Source organism: Siminovitchia fortis (assembly GCF_003605365.2).
In the GTDB taxonomy this organism is placed as follows: Bacteria; Bacillota; Bacilli; order Bacillales; family Bacillaceae_C; genus Siminovitchia; species Siminovitchia fortis.
Genome location: NZ_QYTU02000002.1, coordinates 134,904 through 153,290 on the forward strand (window position 1 = coordinate 134,904; position 18,387 = coordinate 153,290).

Annotated in this window: 13 protein-coding genes; 1 reads left to right on the forward strand and 12 read right to left on the reverse strand. The window is 44.4% G+C overall.

Translation table 11 applies throughout. From position 1 onward, the window contains the following. Positions 1–206: 206 nt before the first annotated feature. The 6 genes from yhbH to queG form a co-directional block, all read right to left on the reverse strand. Complete coding sequence (gene yhbH, locus D4N35_RS02395; RefSeq protein WP_120069408.1) at positions 207–1,373, reverse strand: sporulation protein YhbH; 1,167 nt, start codon at positions 1,371–1,373, stop codon at positions 207–209. 203 nt (positions 1,374–1,576) lie between these two features. Next, positions 1,577–3,472, reverse strand: coding sequence for a PrkA family serine protein kinase (locus D4N35_RS02400; RefSeq protein ID WP_120069411.1), 1,896 nt, complete (start codon positions 3,470–3,472; stop codon positions 1,577–1,579). A gap of 701 nt (positions 3,473–4,173) precedes the next feature. Next, entirely contained in the window at positions 4,174–4,647 is a 474-nt protein-coding gene (gene trmL / locus D4N35_RS02405) for a tRNA (uridine(34)/cytosine(34)/5-carboxymethylaminomethyluridine(34)-2'-O)-methyltransferase TrmL (protein ID WP_120069414.1), read from the reverse strand. Positions 4,648–4,723: 76 nt separating this feature from the next. Beyond that, positions 4,724–5,593: an amidase domain-containing protein gene (locus D4N35_RS02410; RefSeq protein WP_120069418.1), complete on the reverse strand. Its 870-nt coding sequence runs from the start codon at positions 5,591–5,593 to the stop codon at positions 4,724–4,726. Between the two features lie 103 nt (positions 5,594–5,696). After that, positions 5,697–6,209 carry a KGG domain-containing protein gene (locus D4N35_RS02415; protein ID WP_120069421.1) on the reverse strand — a complete coding sequence of 171 codons (513 nt, stop codon included), beginning with the start codon at positions 6,207–6,209 and terminating at the stop codon, positions 5,697–5,699. Positions 6,210–6,332: 123 nt separating this feature from the next. Then, complete coding sequence (gene queG / locus D4N35_RS02420) at positions 6,333–7,472, reverse strand: tRNA epoxyqueuosine(34) reductase QueG (RefSeq protein WP_120069424.1); 1,140 nt, start codon at positions 7,470–7,472, stop codon at positions 6,333–6,335. 109 nt (positions 7,473–7,581) lie between these two features. On the opposite strand from queG, the gene D4N35_RS02425 reads away from it, so the two are divergent. Next, positions 7,582–8,256: a B3/B4 domain-containing protein gene (locus D4N35_RS02425; protein ID WP_208646259.1), complete on the forward strand. Its 675-nt coding sequence runs from the start codon at positions 7,582–7,584 to the stop codon at positions 8,254–8,256. A gap of 178 nt (positions 8,257–8,434) precedes the next feature. Here the strand turns inward: D4N35_RS02425 and D4N35_RS02430 are convergent, their stop codons facing one another. The 6 genes from D4N35_RS02430 to pglX all read right to left on the reverse strand — a co-directional run bounded on the left by D4N35_RS02430 (position 8,435) and on the right by pglX (position 18,363). After that, positions 8,435–9,637, reverse strand: coding sequence for a dihydrolipoamide acetyltransferase family protein (locus tag D4N35_RS02430; protein ID WP_120069427.1), 1,203 nt, complete (start codon positions 9,635–9,637; stop codon positions 8,435–8,437). 72 nt (positions 9,638–9,709) lie between these two features. Further along, on the reverse strand, positions 9,710–10,744 hold the full coding sequence (locus D4N35_RS02435) for an alpha-ketoacid dehydrogenase subunit beta (RefSeq protein WP_120069460.1): 1,035 nt from the start codon (positions 10,742–10,744) through the stop codon (positions 9,710–9,712). A gap of 21 nt (positions 10,745–10,765) precedes the next feature. Then, a complete protein-coding gene (locus D4N35_RS02440) occupies positions 10,766–11,752 on the reverse strand; it encodes a thiamine pyrophosphate-dependent dehydrogenase E1 component subunit alpha (protein WP_120069430.1) in 987 nt (328 codons plus the stop codon). Between the two features lie 192 nt (positions 11,753–11,944). After that, positions 11,945–13,801, reverse strand: coding sequence for a sigma-54-dependent Fis family transcriptional regulator (locus tag D4N35_RS02445; protein WP_208646260.1), 1,857 nt, complete (start codon positions 13,799–13,801; stop codon positions 11,945–11,947). A 221-nt stretch (positions 13,802–14,022) separates the two neighbouring features. Then, positions 14,023–16,587, reverse strand: a complete 2,565-nt coding sequence (pglZ, locus tag D4N35_RS02450; RefSeq protein WP_120069434.1) for a BREX-1 system phosphatase PglZ type A — start codon at positions 16,585–16,587, stop codon at positions 14,023–14,025. Between the two features lie 63 nt (positions 16,588–16,650). Next, positions 16,651–18,363, reverse strand: coding sequence for a BREX-1 system adenine-specific DNA-methyltransferase PglX (gene pglX, locus D4N35_RS02455; RefSeq protein WP_120069437.1), 1,713 nt, complete (start codon positions 18,361–18,363; stop codon positions 16,651–16,653). Positions 18,364–18,387: the final 24 nt, after the last annotated feature.

Consider the following 18,387-nt stretch of genomic DNA (forward strand, 5'->3'; position numbering starts at 1 on the left):
AAGCAACGTTTTTTGTAGGCGCTTTCATACGGGTTTTTTATAATATAACGAAAAATCGACTAAATGGGTAAATTCCGTTATATTTATCTAAAGAATACTTTTAATTTCATATGCTGTCAACTGTAAAATCAGAAAATTATTCAAAAACAAATTGCAGGAGGTTCACTCTAGGTTTGAGCTCTCCTCCTGCAATAATTTCCGAAAGATCATACCATCGACGTTTCAGTTTCCTTTTTAAAGAAACTTTTCATGGCATGATACACATCGGCCTTCTGCTTTAAAATATAATAGTGGAACTTTTCATCTTTGATATTTTTATAGGCTGACATCAAAGTGGAATTTCTTTGGTATTGATTGACCTCTCCGTAACCAAACATGTTCGATTTTTCCATTAGTTCGCCTACAAGTTTGATGCACCTGGCGTTGTCTGAAGTGAGGTTATCCCCATCGGAAAAATGAAACGGATAAATATTGAAACGGGCGGGATCATATTTGTCCCCGATGATTTCAAGTGCTTTTCTATACACGGAAGAACAGATCGTGCCGCCGCTCTCTCCCTTTGAAAAAAAATCCTCTTCCGATACGACTTTCGCTTCCGTATGATGGGCAATGAATTCAATGACGACTTTTTCATATTTTGTCCGTAAAAACCGGGTCATCCAAAAGAAGAAACTCCGGGCCATATACTTTTCCCAGACGCCCATTGAACCGCTTGTGTCCATCATTGCGATGACGACAGCATTAGATTCGGGCTTTTGGACCTCATTCCATGTACGAAATTTCAAGTCTTCCGGAAAAATGGGATAAAAATTAGGGTCACCGTTCATGGCATTCCGTTTAAATGCGCTCATCATCGTCCTTTTCTTGTCAATGTTGCCCATCAACCCTGTTTTTCGGACATCATTATATTCTATATGCGTTACCTGGTTGGCATCCTGCTCTTTTCTTTTCAGATTCGGCAGTTCCAGCTCTTTGAACAGCGCTTCTTCCAAATCCAGCATGGAAACTTCCGCTTCAAAAAAATCTTCGCCCGGCTGGTCGCCTGCGCCCTGCCCTTTGCCCGGACCCGGCTGCCGGGAACCGTCCCTGGCTACTACATCTCCAACTTGGCTGTCCCCTTCGCCTTGGCCGACATGTTTATTTTTATCATAATTATATCTGATTTTATATTCATCTAAAGATCTGATCGGAATTTTAACAACATCGCGGCCATCTGACATAATGATACTTTCTTCAGTGATCAAGTCCGGCAGGTTGTTTCGAATGGCCTCCTGTACCTTCTCCTGATGTCGTTGTTGATCGTCAAAACCTTTTCGATGGAGGGACCAATCTTCTTGAGAGACAGCAAACTGATGAGACTGTGAGTTTGACATATTTACGACGCCCCCCTTGCATTTTTTTAAAAATATGGTGAATGCACAGACGATGTACACTCACCATTTATTACTCTATCTTATGCAGAATGGCAGATTTATTTACAGAAGTTTGCGAGAATGGGACAATGGATTTAATAATAAAATAACCCCTTCCATTGTCGGGAACATGTGTTGTTCACTCCTTTGGAAGGGGCCGCACATTATCTGTTCAACAGGCTTCCGACATAGCGGAGCAATTCGTTCGCTGATGTCGAGTTATAACCGTGTTCATCAATCAAACGGGCTACAACTTCGTTTATCTTTTTCAATTGCTGCTCATCCGGCGTTTTTGCTGATGTCGTAATTTTGACAACATCCTTCAAGTCAGCAAACAGTTTCTTCTGGATGGCTTCCCGAAGGCGTGCATGGGATCTGTAGTCAAATCGCTTCCCTTTTCGTGCGAGAGCCGAGATGCGAATTAAAATTTCTTCCCGGAAAGCTTTTTTAGCATTTTCGGAAATGCCGATCTGTTCCTCAATGGAGCGCATCAACTTTTCGTCAGGATTGATTTCTTCCCCTGTCAGAGGATCGCGAAGCTTCGATTTATTGCAGAATGCCTCTACGTTATCAAGGTAATTGTCCATCAACGTTTTTGCAGACTCTTCATATGAATAGACAAACGCCTTCTGAACTTCCTTTTTCGCCATTTCATCGTATTCTTTCCGGGCAACGGAAATGAAGTTCAAATATTTTTCACGCAGCTCCTGTGTAATGGACGGGTGCTGGTCAAGTCCTTCTTTTAAAGAACGCAGTACATCCAATGCATTGATGGCCGGCACTTTTTTACGGATGATTGTGGAGGAAATCCGGTTGATTACATACCTTGGATCTATGCCGCTCATACCTTCATCCTGATATTCCTTCTTCAGTTCATTCAGATCGGATGAATTGAATCCTTCCACATTTTCACCATCGTAAAGGCGCATTTTTTTCAAAAGGTCTATATCTCCGCGTTTCGGTTCCTTTAACCTTGTCAGTACAGTAAACATTGCAGCGACTTTCAATGTATGCGGTGCAATATGGACATCGGCCACATCACTGTCGCGAATCATCTTCTCATAAATTCGTTCTTCCTGGGAGACCTTCAAGTTATATGGAACAGGCATAACGATGATCCGGGAGTGAAGCGCTTCGTTCTTTTTATTGGAAATGAAGGACCTATACTCAGTTTCGTTCGTGTGCGCTACAATCAGTTCATCGGCGGAAATAAGAGCAAATCTGCCCGCTTTAAAATTTCCTTCCTGTGTCAATGAAAGCAAATGCCAGAGGAATTTTTCGTCGCACTTCAGCATCTCCTGAAATTCCATCAGACCGCGGTTGGCCTTGTTCAATTCACCGTCAAAACGGTATGCCCGGGGATCCGATTCCGATCCGTATTCTGCAATGGTTGAAAAATCAATACTTCCGGTCAAATCGGCTATGTCCTGGGATTTCGGATCGGACGGACTGAATGTTCCGATTCCCACCCGTTTATCTTCGGAAAGGAAAATCCGCTCCACCAGCACGTCTTCAATCCTGCCGCCGTATTCCTCTTCAAGCCTCATCGTATTTAACGGCGAGAGATTCCCTTCCACCTTTATCCCATATTCCCGGTAAAAGTCTTCCCGTAAATGCTGAGGTATTAAATGAAGGGGATCTTCGTGCATCGGGCAGCCTTTGATGGCATATACCGCTCCCCGGTCAGTTCTTGAATATGCTTCAAGGCCTCTTTTTAGCATCGTGACAAGTGTTGATTTCCCGCCGCTGACAGGACCCATCAGCAATAGTATTCTCTTTCTGACATCAAGGCGTTTTGCCGCCGGATGGAAATATTCTTCAACAAGCTTTTCCAGTGCTTCCTCCAACCCAAACATTTCATGACTGAAAAAGCGATATACTTTATGGCCGTTTTCTTCTTCAACACCCGCATCCCTGATCATATTGTATATACGGGAGTGTGCCGACTGTGCTACCCACGGCTTTTCTTTGACTAATTTCAAATAATCGGCGAATGTTCCTTCCCACCTCAACTTCTCTTCTTGAGACCTGTATTGTTCAATCTTTTTTAGAATATCCATATGGACCTCCCTGTGTGCTTGATGAGGAATGTTTAATTAACCATATGCATCCGCCCGGCCGAACATGTCTCAATTAAGCCGGCACAGCTTTGTCCCAAAATTTTTTTCAAAGGATCGCCATATTTACGATACGAGCGTTCCATTCACATTATGCAGAAAATCGGATATAATAAGCTTCAGGGACAACTATGATGAAAAAGGAGGCTTACATAAGTATGAGATTAATCTTGGTATTAGGAGTGACTATTGCATTCTTGTCTGCAATTTTCGCATCGGGCCGTGAAGATAAGCCAGGGGTATTCAAGAAATAACAATCCATTTTATGAACGTAAGAAAAGCGTAAGCGCCTTGCCCATCGACGTACAGACTGGAGTGCCTCCGACGAGATAAAGGAAACACGGCGAGGAACGAGCCGATGTTGACTTATCGTAGGAAAGCTTCTTCTTCGAGAGGCTTCCTGAGCTTTGCGACGAGCTGAACAAGGCTTCCTTGATAAGCTATGGCGCAGGAGCACCAGAGGCGCGAAGTCTGCTAGTCGATAGGCGCTGGAGCTAGACAACAAAAGGCTTTGTTCAAAATTTTAAAGCTAAAAAATCTTATACTTTGTTATTCAGAAAAAAAGACCGTCGGGTTTGATGTGACGGTCCTTTTCTATTGAGCGGAAATCGCCGCTTTAACTAACTAAAGGGGGTCTGACCCCCTCACTTCAACCCCGGGTAGCCCTGTTGACGCAGCGCCTCATATACAAGGATAGCTGCTGTATTTGACAAATTCAGCGACCTTACATTTCCGGTCATCGGAATCCTCAGGCACCTGTCGATATGATTCTCCAGCACTTCCTTCGGAAGCCCCGTCGTTTCTCTGCCGAATATGAAATAATAATCTTTTGCAGGATCATTATATGCGAATGATGTATGCGGTTTCTTGCCGTATTTCGTTAAAAAGAAATATTCGGCGCCCCGGCTTGCGGCAAAAAAATCATCCAAAGAATCATGATATTTAATGTTTACATACTTCCAATAATCAAGCCCTGCTCTTTTCAGCATTTTATCATCTGTGGAAAAACCGAGGGGCCGGATAAGGTGCAAAAATGTATCCGTAGCAGCGCAGGTCCTTGCAATATTCCCTGTGTTGGCAGGTATTTCAGGTTGATATAGTACTACATGTATAGCCAAAGTGTGTCACCTCATTCATCAAAATACCGTGATATTATAACACCTTGATGAATGAAAAGGAACCGATTATCCACATCTATGAACTGCCGTCAATAATATGGAACATTTTATATTGTATATTTGGCGTGTAAGCCGAGGAGTCTTCGTATGCCCAATACCTCATTCGGCTGTTATACGTATGCGCATTGACAAGCGGCATGCCATAAGCATCTTTGCCGGTCACCACCGTATTATGGTCAAACCGCCCGTCACCCTGAAAATCATAGCAAATGACATCTCCCAATTGAAGTTCCTGCGGTTCCTGGACCTCTCTTGCACGGAGCCCGGCGGTTGAATTCTGCAGGTAGTTTTTCAATGCATGTGCAACTGCCCAGCTGAAACTCCAATTATTATTCCGGTACCACCAGCCTTTGCTTCGATTAGGGTATCCCCTCATGGGAGCCCCTCCGGCATGAAGGCATTGGGATACATAATTTGTACAGTCCACGTCAAATTTCCGGTAAGCGGGATTGTATTCATCCCACCATCTTTCTGCATATTGAACAACCGCCATACGGTCATATGAATACCGCTCCATCCCCTGATCTCTATCTTCTTCGAATGTAAATTTTTCAGGTGTATTTAGCGTAAAATCAACCAGGACTTCCACATCTTCATACAATTCTTTTTTTCTGAAAGATGCTTTTCTCCTTTCCAGTTCTTCTTCCACATAGAAAAAATCGCCCTGCTTAATCAGATGTTTCAAATGTACATTATAATAAAGATGATGAAGCCCATCTTTTGTTTCAGCTTTTATAATTTTTCCGACTGCAAGAGTCTTGACGATATCCGCGTTCCTCTTGGACATTGTTTCCCTTTTCCGGATGACCTTTTCATTCTTTGCTTTTTTCTCCCCCACAAATTCACTTACTTTTCTTTCCAGCATCTTCTGAAGCCGCTCTCTCACTTCATCCCTCCTCGCCGATATATATGCATATGTATAAGCAAAAAGAAGAAGACGCCTTAAACGCCTTCTTCTTTACCATATATATGGTTCAAAATATCAAGTTTTATTTGTCATCACGCTGTTTGGCTCGAGCGTTTCCGCCTTTTTCGCCGATATCTTCGTAGAAATCCCGGTCATGATTTTTGGAAGTGGCTTCGCCGCCTTTGCGCCCTATATCTTCGTAGAAATCCCGGTCATGATTTTTGGAAGTGGCTTCGCCGCCTTTGCGCCCTATATCTTCGTAGAAATCCCGGTCATGATTTTTGGAAGTGGCTTCGCCGCCTTTGCGCCCTATATCTTCGTAGAAATCCCGGTCATGATTTTCGGCTGTAGCTTCGCCGCCCTTGCGGCCAATTTCTTCATAGAATTCCCGGTCATGGCTTTCTGCCGTTGCTTCGCCGCCTTTACGCCCGATTTCCTCGTAGAAATCTTTATCGTGGTTTTCGGCTGTGGCTTCGCCGCCCTTGCGTCCAATCTCTTCATAGAACTCTCTATCATGATTCCTTGAAGTAGCTTCGCCGCCTTTACGTCCCGCTTCTTCTACTGACATTTTGCGATCGTTGTCTTTTTTAGCCATTATGTGATTCCTCCTTCAAAGAATTTTTCCTCTTACAGTACTACTACGTTCCCGGTCAGCATGATTTAAAACATGTTTAGACAAAAAAAGCGGACAAACATGTTGTCCGCACGGATTTCCGGTTCACATTTCCAACTCGAAAAACTGAAGCCCTTTTTCTATTTCCTCAAGAACGACAGGATCCTCTTCCATCTCTTGAGCACGCATGAGCGCTTCCTTAGCCTGTTCGCCTCCGATTTTTCCAAGTGACCAGGCCGCTGTCCCCCTGATTTCAGGCCTTACATCTTCATTCAGCACTTTGATCAAATCGCTGACAGCGGATTGGTCCTTAAAGTGCCCCAGCGCTATAATCGCATTGCGCTGTATGGGCTTTTTGCCTCTCCATGAACCCGAGACTGCTCCATATTTTTCTTTGAATTCCCGGTTTGAAATGTCAAGCAAAGGCTGAAGCAAAGGTTTTGCAATGTCTGGATCGGGTTCCATGCCGGGATGGAGATGGAAGTCAACCCCTTTATTTTTGGGGCAGACGGCCTGGCATGTATCACATCCATATAGACGGTTACCGATTTTATCACGAAATTCATCCGGAAGGAGGCCTTTCGTCTGCGTAAGAAATGCTATGCAGCTTTGGGCATCGAGCTGCCCCGGCTGGACGAGCGCGCCGGTCGGGCATGCATCAAGACATTTCGTGCATTCCCCGCATTGATCGTGCATCGGCTCATCCGGCGCAAAAGGAAGGTTCGTTATCATTTCTCCGAGATATACGTATGAACCGAATTCCGGGGTGATAATCGAGCAGTTCTTTCCGCTCCAGCCGATCCCTGCCCGTTCTGCCACAGCCCTGTCCACCAATTCACCGGTATCGACCATCAGCTTAAATCTTGCATCACAGACCTTGCTGTCAATGAATGCTGCCAGCTGTTCAAGCTTTTCGCGAACCAATACGTGGTAATCCACGCCCCATGATGCCTTGCAGAAAATCCCTCTTCTTGCACCAGGTTTGCCGCGTGGTGCATTATTCATTTTTGAAGGGTAGGCAAGGGCAATGGCGATTATGGACCGGGGTTCATCAAAAATGAGCTCCGGATGCGTCCGTTCTTCGATATTTTTGTGCTCAAAACCTGATTGATACCCAAGCTCCTCCTGCCTGATCAGCAGGTTTTTCATTTCAATGAAAGGATCGGCACTAGTAAATCCGATTTTATCAATTCCGATTTCCCGGCTGTATGCAATAATCTCATCTTTCAATTTTCCGTAGTCCACAGTCCGCCCTCCTTTCCCTAAAAGTTAATATTTGAAAACCGTTTGGCTTAACTGTCATTACTGCAACTATATGATAAACTATTTACAACGGAAATTGGAGGTGAAAACATTGGAAGTACACATAGACCCGTCACTCTATGAAGTCATTCCTTACTTAAAAATCGGGGTCATCCATTATGACAATATTACAGTCGGAGACTCACCGCAAATGTTAAAAGGCAGGCTGCAGCTTTTCCAGGAAAATGCCTATTTTGAACTTGAGGATAAAAACGTCACCGATTATGAAGAAATCAAGGAATGGAGAGCCATTTTCAAAAAACTTGGCAAGGACCCGAACCGCTATCGGCATTCCGCAGAGGCCCTTTATAGAAGAGTGAAAAAACAGAACTATCTTCCGCCATTGAACTCAGCCACGGACCTGAACAACTTTTTTTCACTTCAATATAAAATTCCTTTGGGCATTTATGACAAAGATCAAATAAGAGGCGATGTTGAACTTCGAAAAGGAAGAGCAGAAGAACAGTATGAAGGTCTGAACGGGAGGAAAAACAACGCGGAGAACTTGCTTGTCACAGCAGACGATGAAGGGCCGTTCGGCAGCCCATTTGTGGATTCATCCAGGACAGCTGTCACACCCAAAACAACAAACGCTCTTCAAATTGTCTACCTTTCACCGAAGATTGAATTACATAATGCGCAGAAACTTGTTGAATCTCTTGCCTCCATGTTCACACATATAAACGGCGGCAAAGCGCGAAATGATATCCTGGCGCAAACAAACTAAGAAAATGGAAACGCAGTGCTTCGTCCTTCATTGGAACGAAACACTGCGTTAGTAAAAGGTTATGTATGGAGCAGACTATCAGCTGCTCAAGCATACATTTCGTTGCATGCAAATCATATTATACAAAAGTCGACACAATTCGGCAACGGTTGTCACAAAATTTTCATATTCTTCCGGTTTAAATCAGCATTTTATAGGGATTTTCCAACAGCCCTTTTATTGTTGAAAGAAACTCACTTGCCGGAACTCCGTCAACTGCCCGATGATCGAAGGTCAGACTCAATGGAAGCAGTGACTGCCGTTTCAGCTCCTCACCTACAAATACAGGGGTATCTGTAATAAGGCCGACCCCGAGAATCCCCACTTCCGGCGGATTTAAAATGGGGGTGAAAAATTCGACCCCTGATGCCCCAAGACTCGTGATCGTAAACGTGGAACCCTTCATTTCGGAAGCATCAAGCGAGCCGTCTCTTGCCTTTTTGCTTAACATTTTAATCTTATTGGAAAGTTCCTCCATGGAATACCGTTCCGACTGGCGAATGACCGGCACCACCAATCCATTCTCCAATGCCACAGCTATGCCAAGATGAACCGAATCATAGCAATTAATTTGGTTGTCCACAAATGTTCCGTTCATATTTTTATGTTTCTGAAGCGCCAGTACAACAGCCCGTGCAATAAAGTCAGTCACGGTCAAATTGATGTTTTCCTGTCCGGCATTGATCTTTTTTCGTAATGAGAGCATTTCCGTTACATCTGCACGCATATGGATGGTCAGTTGGGCGCTTTGTTGAATGCTGGAAAACATTCTTTCAGCAATGACCTTCCTCATACCGGTAATTTGTTTCACAGTTACAGAATCAGTTTGTTGTTCTTCTGTCGTTTGTTCATTTTTATCCTCAAGCCTGTTTTTAATCGCTTTTTCTATATCCTCTCTTGTCACTCTTCCCTGGGGACCCGTTCCTTTGACTGTGTTCACGTCGATTCCTTCCGCTTTTGCAAGCTTTCTGGCAGCCGGAGAAACCCTTACTTTTATTTGCATGTTAATTGGCGGGCGCCCGGCTTTTTCCACTGAGGCAGCTGCCTCCCTAGCAGCTGCAACAGGCTGTTTTTCACTTTCCGAAGCTGAGTTGATCTTTTCGCCCGGCTCACCGATATATCCGATTGCTTTCCCGACCGCAACCGTTTCATCTTCTTGTGCGGCAACATCCAAAAGGACGCCGCTACCGGGTGCTTCTATATCCTTTTCAATTTTTTCCGAACTGATGACAGCGACGGATTCTCCTTTCTCTACCTTATCGCCTTTCCTTTTCAGCCATTCGACTACCGTTCCTTCCTTCATTCCCATTCCAAGCTTAGGCATGATAATTTCAACGGCCATATTCCGCCCTCCTCATATTAATATGGAAAGAAGCGTGCTATGCCCGCCATGCACAGCACACATTAATTTCAGTTATTGCACCACGACTGTTTCGTCACCGATCATTTCACCCACTACTTGTAAAACTTTATCGGCGGACGGCAAATAAAAATCTTCCAGCACCGGCGAGAACGGTACAGGGCTATGGGGAGCTGTGATCATTTTGATCGGGGCATCCAAATAATCGAACCCTTTATCCGCTACAAGCGCGGAAATATCCGTTGCAGCGTTACATCTTGGGTTTGCTTCATCGATGATGATCAAGCGGTTTGTTTTAGCCACCGAATTTAAAATCGTTTCTTCATCCAGCGGCGACAAGCTCCGCGGATCAACCACTTCCGTTTCAATTCCTCTTTCTGCAAGCTTTTCTGCCGCTTCCAATGCCGTATGGACCTGTTTTCCAATGGCCACAATCGTGAGGTCTTTTCCTTCACGTTTAATATCCGCCTTCCCAAGCGGGATGGTGAAGAATTCTTCTTCCACCTCGCCCTTCATATTGTAGAGGGTTTTATCTTCAAAGAAGATGACGGGATCATCATCGAAAATGGAGGCCAGCAGGAGTCCCTTGGCATCTCTCGGGGTTGAAGGGACGACTACTTTTAATCCTGGTATATGGGTGAAAAGGGCATACAGGCTTTGCGAATGCTGCGCAGCGGCCCTGAACCCGGCTCCATACATCGTCCGGATGGTGAGCGGAACTTTCGCCTTCCCGCCAAACATATACCGGAGTTTGGCTCCCTGGTTCATCACTTCATCCAGACAGCTTCCGATAAAATCATTGAACATCAGCTCCGCGATCGGACGAAGCCCGGTAGCCGCCGCTGTCACAGAGGCTCCGACATATCCTGCCTCGGCAATTGGAGTATCCAGAACCCGGTTTCTTCCGAATTCAGCGACAAGCCCTTTCGTTACACCCATTACTCCGCCCCAGGCATCTTCATCCTGCAAGTGATCGACCTCCGCCCCTCCTGCTACGTCTTCTCCCATCAAAATAACTGTTTCATCCCGTCTCATCGCCAGTTTCATTGCTTCATTAATAGCTTCTGAGTATGATATCGTTCTTGTCATCGCCATTTCGCCTCCATCCTTTTAATAAGAAACATAAACATCTTTCAGAAGATCTTCTTTTGACGGAAAAGGGCTCTCTTCGGAAAACTTGACTGCTTTTTCCACAGCTTCTTTCACTTGATTGTCAATTTGATCCAACTCATCTTTGCTGACCAGCCGGTTGGTTAACATGTATTCCCGGAACAATGCAATGGCATCCAATTCATTCAAATGCTTATCTTTATCTTCAGAAGTTTTATATGTCTGTGCGTCCCCTTCAAAGTGCCCGTAATTCCGGTAGGTGACACATTCAATCAATGTAGGCCCTTCCCCATTTCTCGCGCGTTTGACCGCACGTTCCGCCGCTGCATAAACAGCCATGACATCTTTGCCGTCCACTTTTTCCCCCGGAATATTATAGGCAGCGGCCCTATCTGCTATGTTCGTACAGCTGGAGGCATAATGAAAAGGTGTCGCCTCGGCATAGCCATTATTTTCCGCAACAAATATGACAGGAAGGTTCCAGATGGCAGCCATATTGATTCCTTCATGGAACGTTCCGTGGTTATTGGCACCATCGCCGAAAAAGCAGACAGCCACAGCATCAGAGTTCAGCGTCTTTGCCGTCAAGGCAGCACCGACTGCCAATGGAAAACCGCCGCCAACAATCCCGTTTGCGCCGAGCATTCCTTTTTCCACATCCGCAATATGCATGGAGCCGCCTTTTCCTTTGCATAAGCCGGTCACTTTTCCATAAATCTCAGCCATCATCCCATCCAAGTCACAGCCTTTGGCGATGCAATGTCCGTGTCCCCTGTGGGTGCTCGTGATGCTGTCCTTATCATCCAAATGGGCACATACTCCGACTGCCACCGCTTCCTGGCCCGCGTATAGGTGCACAAATCCCGGAAGTACCCCTGTTTGGAAAATCTCATGGACCTTGTCTTCAAATTGACGGATTTCACACATCTTTTCATACATCCATTTGGCTTTTTTCTCCGTTAAGCTGACTGTTGCTGAAAGCGTCATTCCCTCTCCTCCTATTCGTTTTTTACACATTATAAAATAGTGCAAATTGTGTGCCAATTTAGGTTATACTTTCATAAAAGCGGATAAGACTGCGGTTAAACATCAAAATCAGATCCCCAAAAGGCATCTGATTTTGATGGAGAATGGGACGATTTTGGACATCGTCTCATTCTGTCTCATATGTTCCCATGATTACAAATGGAATTTCTTTATTTTCCGGTACAGGGTGCTTCGTGAAATGTTCAGCTTTTCTGCGGCTTTTGTGACATTTCCTTCTGCAGCAAGCAGGGCATCCATCATTTTAGCTTTTTCAATCTGCTCCCTGTATGTCAAGTCTTCATTTAACGGCAATGCTACCGAATGACTGAGAGGCCTGATATCAGAATGAAGGAGCGTTTTCATTTCTGCCAATGTCGGGGGCATGGTTTCAAATTCAATCCGGAGCCGGTCAAGAAAATTGTGAAGCTCTCTTATGTTTCCGTGCCACTCGTAAGTTTGCAGGCATTCCAGCAAATCACGGGAAAATGTCACCTGCCAATTATTTGTGCGGCAATAGTGCCGGACAAAGTATGGGATGTCTTCCATCCTTTCCCTTAAAGGCGGCAACTGGATCGGATAGACAAATATCCTGTAAAAGAAATCCTCTCTCACATCTCCTTTTGCGGCCAATTCGGCCAAATCCCGGTGAGTGGCGGTAATAATCCTCACATCAACGGGGAACGGTTTTGTGCCGCCGATTGGAACAACTTCCTTTTCCTCCAGGACTCTCAGCAAGGCCACCTGCATTTCCTGCGGAATTTCGGCTACCTCATCCAAAAATAATGTTCCGCCATTTGCCTGCTGGAACTTCCCTTTATGGCCTTCACGCTTCGCACCTGTAAAAGCTCCGCCGGCATATCCAAACAATTCGCTGGCGATCAAATCTTTTGGGAGGGACCCGCAATTCACGGCTATGAACGGGCCGTGCTTTCTCGTACTGTTCAGATGGATGGAGCGGGCCATGACCTCTTTTCCGGTACCTGTCTCTCCATGTATATGAATGGTGATATTGGATTTGGCTGCCCTTTCGGCCTGAAAAAGAACCTTCCGAAATTTTTTACTTTCGCCGCAAACGCCGCCAAATTGAAAAGCCGGGTTGACGGGAAACCTTTTTGCCATATTGGTGGATTCAGTTTTTTTCAATGATATTTTAAACCCGATCACATCATTTCGGGTTCGGGAATAGACAGGCTGCTTCTCCAAAACTGTGCAGCCTTCATTCAAGACATCCGATAAATACGCCGCATTCAGATTTGAAAGTTCATTTTTCAAATGATTGCTTGCCCAAATGATTTTTTCTTTCTCATTGCAAACAAGTGAAAGTGGATCTTGGGGGTTAATGAAGGAGGCATATTGCATCAGCTCAAGTTCTTTATCCTTTGCTATATTGATCAGCTTTTGCTCAATTGCGTAAGCCGCGGATACAACAGACGGCAGCATATGTTCGTGAACGCCATATTCCAATGGGTATGAAATGTTCAATACGCCTTCCATTTGCCCATTTTCACTGAGGATTGGCGAAGCAGCGCATCCCCATGAATGGGACGCGACTGCATAGTGCTCCGCCCCAATAACGGCGATCGGCTCCTTTGTCCTAAGCGCTGTTCCTACAGCGTTCGTTCCAACCTCTTTTTCCGTCCATTTTACTCCCTCAATAAAATTGATGGCCCCTGCCTTTTCCAATGCCATTGGGTCTCCGTCCATATAGAGGACATATCCATCAGAGTCAACAAGCAAGAACAAGGATTTCATCTGGCCAAAAAACTTTTGCAGCTTCCTTATGAATGGGAGGGCCGCATTCAATAATTGGCTGCTGGCATTTTTCCGCCGGAGAAATTGGTTTTCTTGTAGTAACTCATTCCCTTTGCCATTATACGGATTGACTCCGTCCTGACGACAAATATACCAAGACTCAGAGATTCTTTTATTGATCCTGCTTTTATCCAGAACACCTTCCTGAACAAACCGGCTCCATACAGAGTTCTTCAGAGAGTCCTGCACCTCCAGCACTCGTTACACCCCGCCTTTCATCATTTTCTTCCATTAAGAAAGATTTCGCTGCCGATGCCGGATATCCTGTTAATTTTTTCAAAAAATTATCTTTCACTTATAGTAATTTCTCTACAAAATAAGCAATAGCTCTTCTTGCTTTAGCCCAGCGCGAAGAGCTATTGCTTGTATCGAGCAGCGCTCATTAGCTGGCAGAGCCAATGACCGGTTTTCAGCGCTGGTTAAAAGAGACCGTCGCTTGTATAGGCAATATCTATCGTAAAAGGATATCTGTCATACACGTTTCCGGCTTTTTCTTCTTCGTCTTCCAGAATAAGATAATATGTCTTGCCTTTATCGTAGGCTTCTGATTTGAAAACAAACTTTTCACGATATGTCCGCTCAACAGCTTGTGAGGACTCACTGTCTGCAATGATTCTGTTCTCATTCGATACACGGTTGCCTTCTTCATCCGTAAAATACAGCTTTAAACGCAGCGGCAGTTTCTTCTCTTCGACTTTTTCCATTTGAAAAAATTCCAAAAACGTCATCATGTTCGTAATTTTCCGCGTGGGCGTTGTCAGTTTTACATCCACTTTCTTCACTGTATTCCGTGATGATTTGCTGCGATCATTCTTAAATGTAATCACAGGAACCACAATTTCTTGAAGCATGGCGCCGCCATGTACGTAATTCGCACCCGCCCCCTGAATCGCGAACCGGTGAATCCCTTTTGGAATGATGGCAAATCGTCCCCCAGGGTGATCCAAAATGTAGTCCATCGCAAACGTCCATGTTCCTTCAACTACTTCTTTATTCTTCATTATGGAAAATCTTCGGCTCAGTAGTTCAGCACCCTCCGGTTTGCGCAAAAGCTTTTGGCTCATTTGGAGAGAATCCCGCTGGTAGATGAATCCGTGATCGGATGTAATCAGGATATTGGATGCACTGAGATTGTTGACAAGCTGGTTGACCAGAAGACGGATATCATCAATCGCTTCGTCTACAGCATGGAATACTTCCCCCTCGGTTGCCGCATGATCTCCTCTCGCATCAATGACATTATGATAAATATAGATAACCTTTTTCCCTTGAAATGTTTCCCGCAAAGCCGACCGGCTCATGTTGTTGACTTCGTTATATTGAATGGCTATGGAATCAGGCAAATTTCCCTGAAGGATGGCATTACGGTTTGTGATGCCGGCTGAATCGGTGCCATCGAGCAAAAATTTGCTGCCGCCAGAGTACTCCATCTGTTCATATGGCAGCAACGAAGCCATACCAAGTGCAGTATAGGATGGTATCACACTTTGGATCGATGTGATTTCCGCTGCCGCCTTCCGCTGATTGTTAAGTATATCCGCCAATTCTTTTGCCGCCTCATATCGCAAGGCATCCGATATGATCACAAATACCCGTTCATCATTTGTCTGGTATCCGTGCACCCAGTCACGGTAAAATTCTTTCTGCTGCAAAATGCCATCTATCGGCCAAACCATGTCGTGGTCACGTTCCAAACTGCCGGACCATTTTAATGCCAGTTCTTCCATGAAGTGATGTACATAGATGTTTTCAATTTTATCTCGCAGCTGATGCAGTCTTTCTTTTTCTTCCGCCTGGTCATAAGCTGCATAGAATTTCCGATAGGCGGTATCGATAACATAGTATTGTTCTGTATAAGCCTGGAACATCTGGGCGGCTGGTTGTTCCGGAATAAAATAATCCCATTTTTCCATATAGTTCAATAGCTTCGCAGCATGCAGGACCGCCCCGTACTCATAGCGGTATTCGGGATACCAATGGAGCTTGCGCCTTTTTGCAATGATGTCAAAGTATTGTTCAAAGTGGTTGATGCCGCTTGTCAATTGTTCTGCCAAATAGCGAATAATTTTTTCGTCGTAGACGGAAAAAGCATCCAGATGGATTATGTCCTCTATATCCAATTGATCTGCGTAATGGTTTGCCCTGACAACGTCGGAAATTTCATCTGATAAAAGGTTAAATACATGGCGGCCCAAGCGATGATTCATCCATTGATCCATGAATACGATGATATTTGCAGGCCTTCTGCTCACATATTTCTGCCATGTTTCAGGAATTTCCATATCAGGGTTTTGTTCAGAAAGATATGTAAGCATAAAGAAGATGAGGAGCTCCCGAATCGAACGATCAGGCAATGTATAGCCGTAGTATTTTTCAACAAGCCACCAGAATTTCTCCTCGTCACCATATTTCCGGATACGGTCCCGGGCTGATTCATCATTGTCTTTATACTTGCTGAACAGTCTCCTGAGAATATCGTCAAGTGTGTTGGTTGGGCTTTTGCATAATACGGCCAATACCGTCAGGTCGATTGTTTCTTCTGTGTAAAATTCCACTTGGTACTTTTGGAATGATTGGAAACGCGCTCTGCTGTTGAAGAATTCCTTATATGACTTAAATGTCTCCCTTAATCCGTCATCGTTGATCCCAAGTTCCCTCATGATGACGGTGATTTTATCGGTGGCAAATTCATGGCCGATTTTATAAAGATCATAGAGCCAGTCTTCGCGGGGAACCGGCTTCGGCATGTTGGCATAAAGGAGAAAATGGGATTTTGTATCTTTTTTCTCCAGCTCATATTTTGTTGCGAATAGATTATGGTCGGTCACTTTCCAGATGCGTACATTTTCCAGTTTAATCTCATCGACATCTTCGATAAATTCCCCTTCTTCGTCATACCAAAAAACGATATGCCGTTTGCGACCATTTGTTAATTCTTTCTGATAGATGTCATTCAATACGCGATGTATTTCTCTAAGATTCATCTTACACCACTATCCTTTATGTAAACGGGGCGGGAGTGACTGGTCCCCCGCCCGTATCATTGTTTATATTTTTGCCAAGACGTTTCCTTTCAGCGGCTTTTTGCCTTCTCCCTGCGGGATTTCGATGTTTTGGAATTTGGCATAGTTCACTTTCACGCCGTCATCCAGGTCAAGGTCCGGTTTCTGGTTGGCTACATGGGCAATGATCTGATCGTAGCTTTGGCATTCCAGCAGCTGTTTCTGCAGTTTTTCTTTGTTTTTTCTTGCTCGTGTTTTTTCCTGCTTGGACACGTCAGACTCCAGGAGTATGTCCATCCGCTCGATTTCTTCTTCATATTTCCGCTGCTGGGCGTGCAGATAGTCTGTCCGCACCCGTGCTGCCAAGCCCGGTTCATAGCGGTGAAGATAAACGAGCGCTTTGAATCCGTCCTGCTTTCCGCTGTCAAAGAGCCAGTAGATCGGCCGTTTTTGGTAAATTTGCAAATGGTCTTTATAAAATTCTTTCAGGAAATAACGCCGGATCCGCTGGCGGGATGTTTCATTCGCTCTCCTTGTGAGCGTATCCGCGATGAAATCGAGGTTATCCTCCAAATGTTCATCACCAAAAACAATTTTCAAAATATCGACAAACCGCGAAACAATATCATCCTCGAAATACATTTCATCGGCAATCGGAATGACATTATCCGCATCAGGTACAAAAGTCTCATACCGACCCAAATCAAACTCACCCCCTGCAAACACAAGCCCTTCCTCATCCAGCGAATAACGCCCGAACATCAAACCGACGGCATAAGAAAGAAACGACTTCACATCCCGGAGCACATCCGCCCGCCGGACCGTCACATCCTTATCCTCCACCCCAGGCGTCAACTCATCCTCCAACCCATACAACCCGATAAAAATGCGATTCAACTCTTCCTCATTCGCCTTCAGCGTCTGAAAGCGTCGTTCAGCCTCTGCTTGCCAATTAGCAAAAGCCTCCGCAATCCGGGAGGCCGCCTGCCTAAACTCAACAAGCGGATGAACCTTAAAATCCCAGGAAGTCTCGAAAGAATCCCAGTCGGCTTTAGAAATTTCCAAACAGGCTTCAACCAGTTTTACTATGCTTTTGTCTTTCTTTTCAGTGTATATAAAAGGAAGAGATTCAACATTGCCAACCTGCAAATTCAATGTAGGGTTTATACTTTTTAGAAAGTAGTACGATACAACAGAATTTAAAAATCCCATAACATAATATTCAATATCGGAGTTAGATTTAAATGAGGGGCTCCCAGAATCGAACAACACATTGGTTGGTAAATAGCGAATGCTAATCCCTCTTGATGTAACTTTTGACCAAGAAATAACACCTTTAAAATACATTGATCTTCCCTGAAAGCCTGAATTCTCAGCACTTTTTATTTCTTTACCATCTTTCTCCCAATTTATTACCCAGTCAAGATTACCATACCATTTTCTAAACTCGCCTCCCTTATGATAGGGAACCCATTTGTAGTTAACAGAGTTAATATCAAACATTATTTTCTTTAGACATACTTCGAACCAATTCCTTATAAATTCTTCATTATTTCCTGTTTTAACCTCTTCGGATGCCTTTCCGTATTTCAATAACTTTTTGCTTTGAAAAAGTTTAATAGTTTTCTCGCTGAGCCAATACGCAATTGGAAAACCTGGGATTTCTAATAAACCTTCTTGAGCAAGGTAATATTGACGATTCTTATTAAAAAAACGGACCGCCTTTTCATTCGCACCATTTATATCATCTAAACGTATAAACCCAAATTACGAAAGTAAATT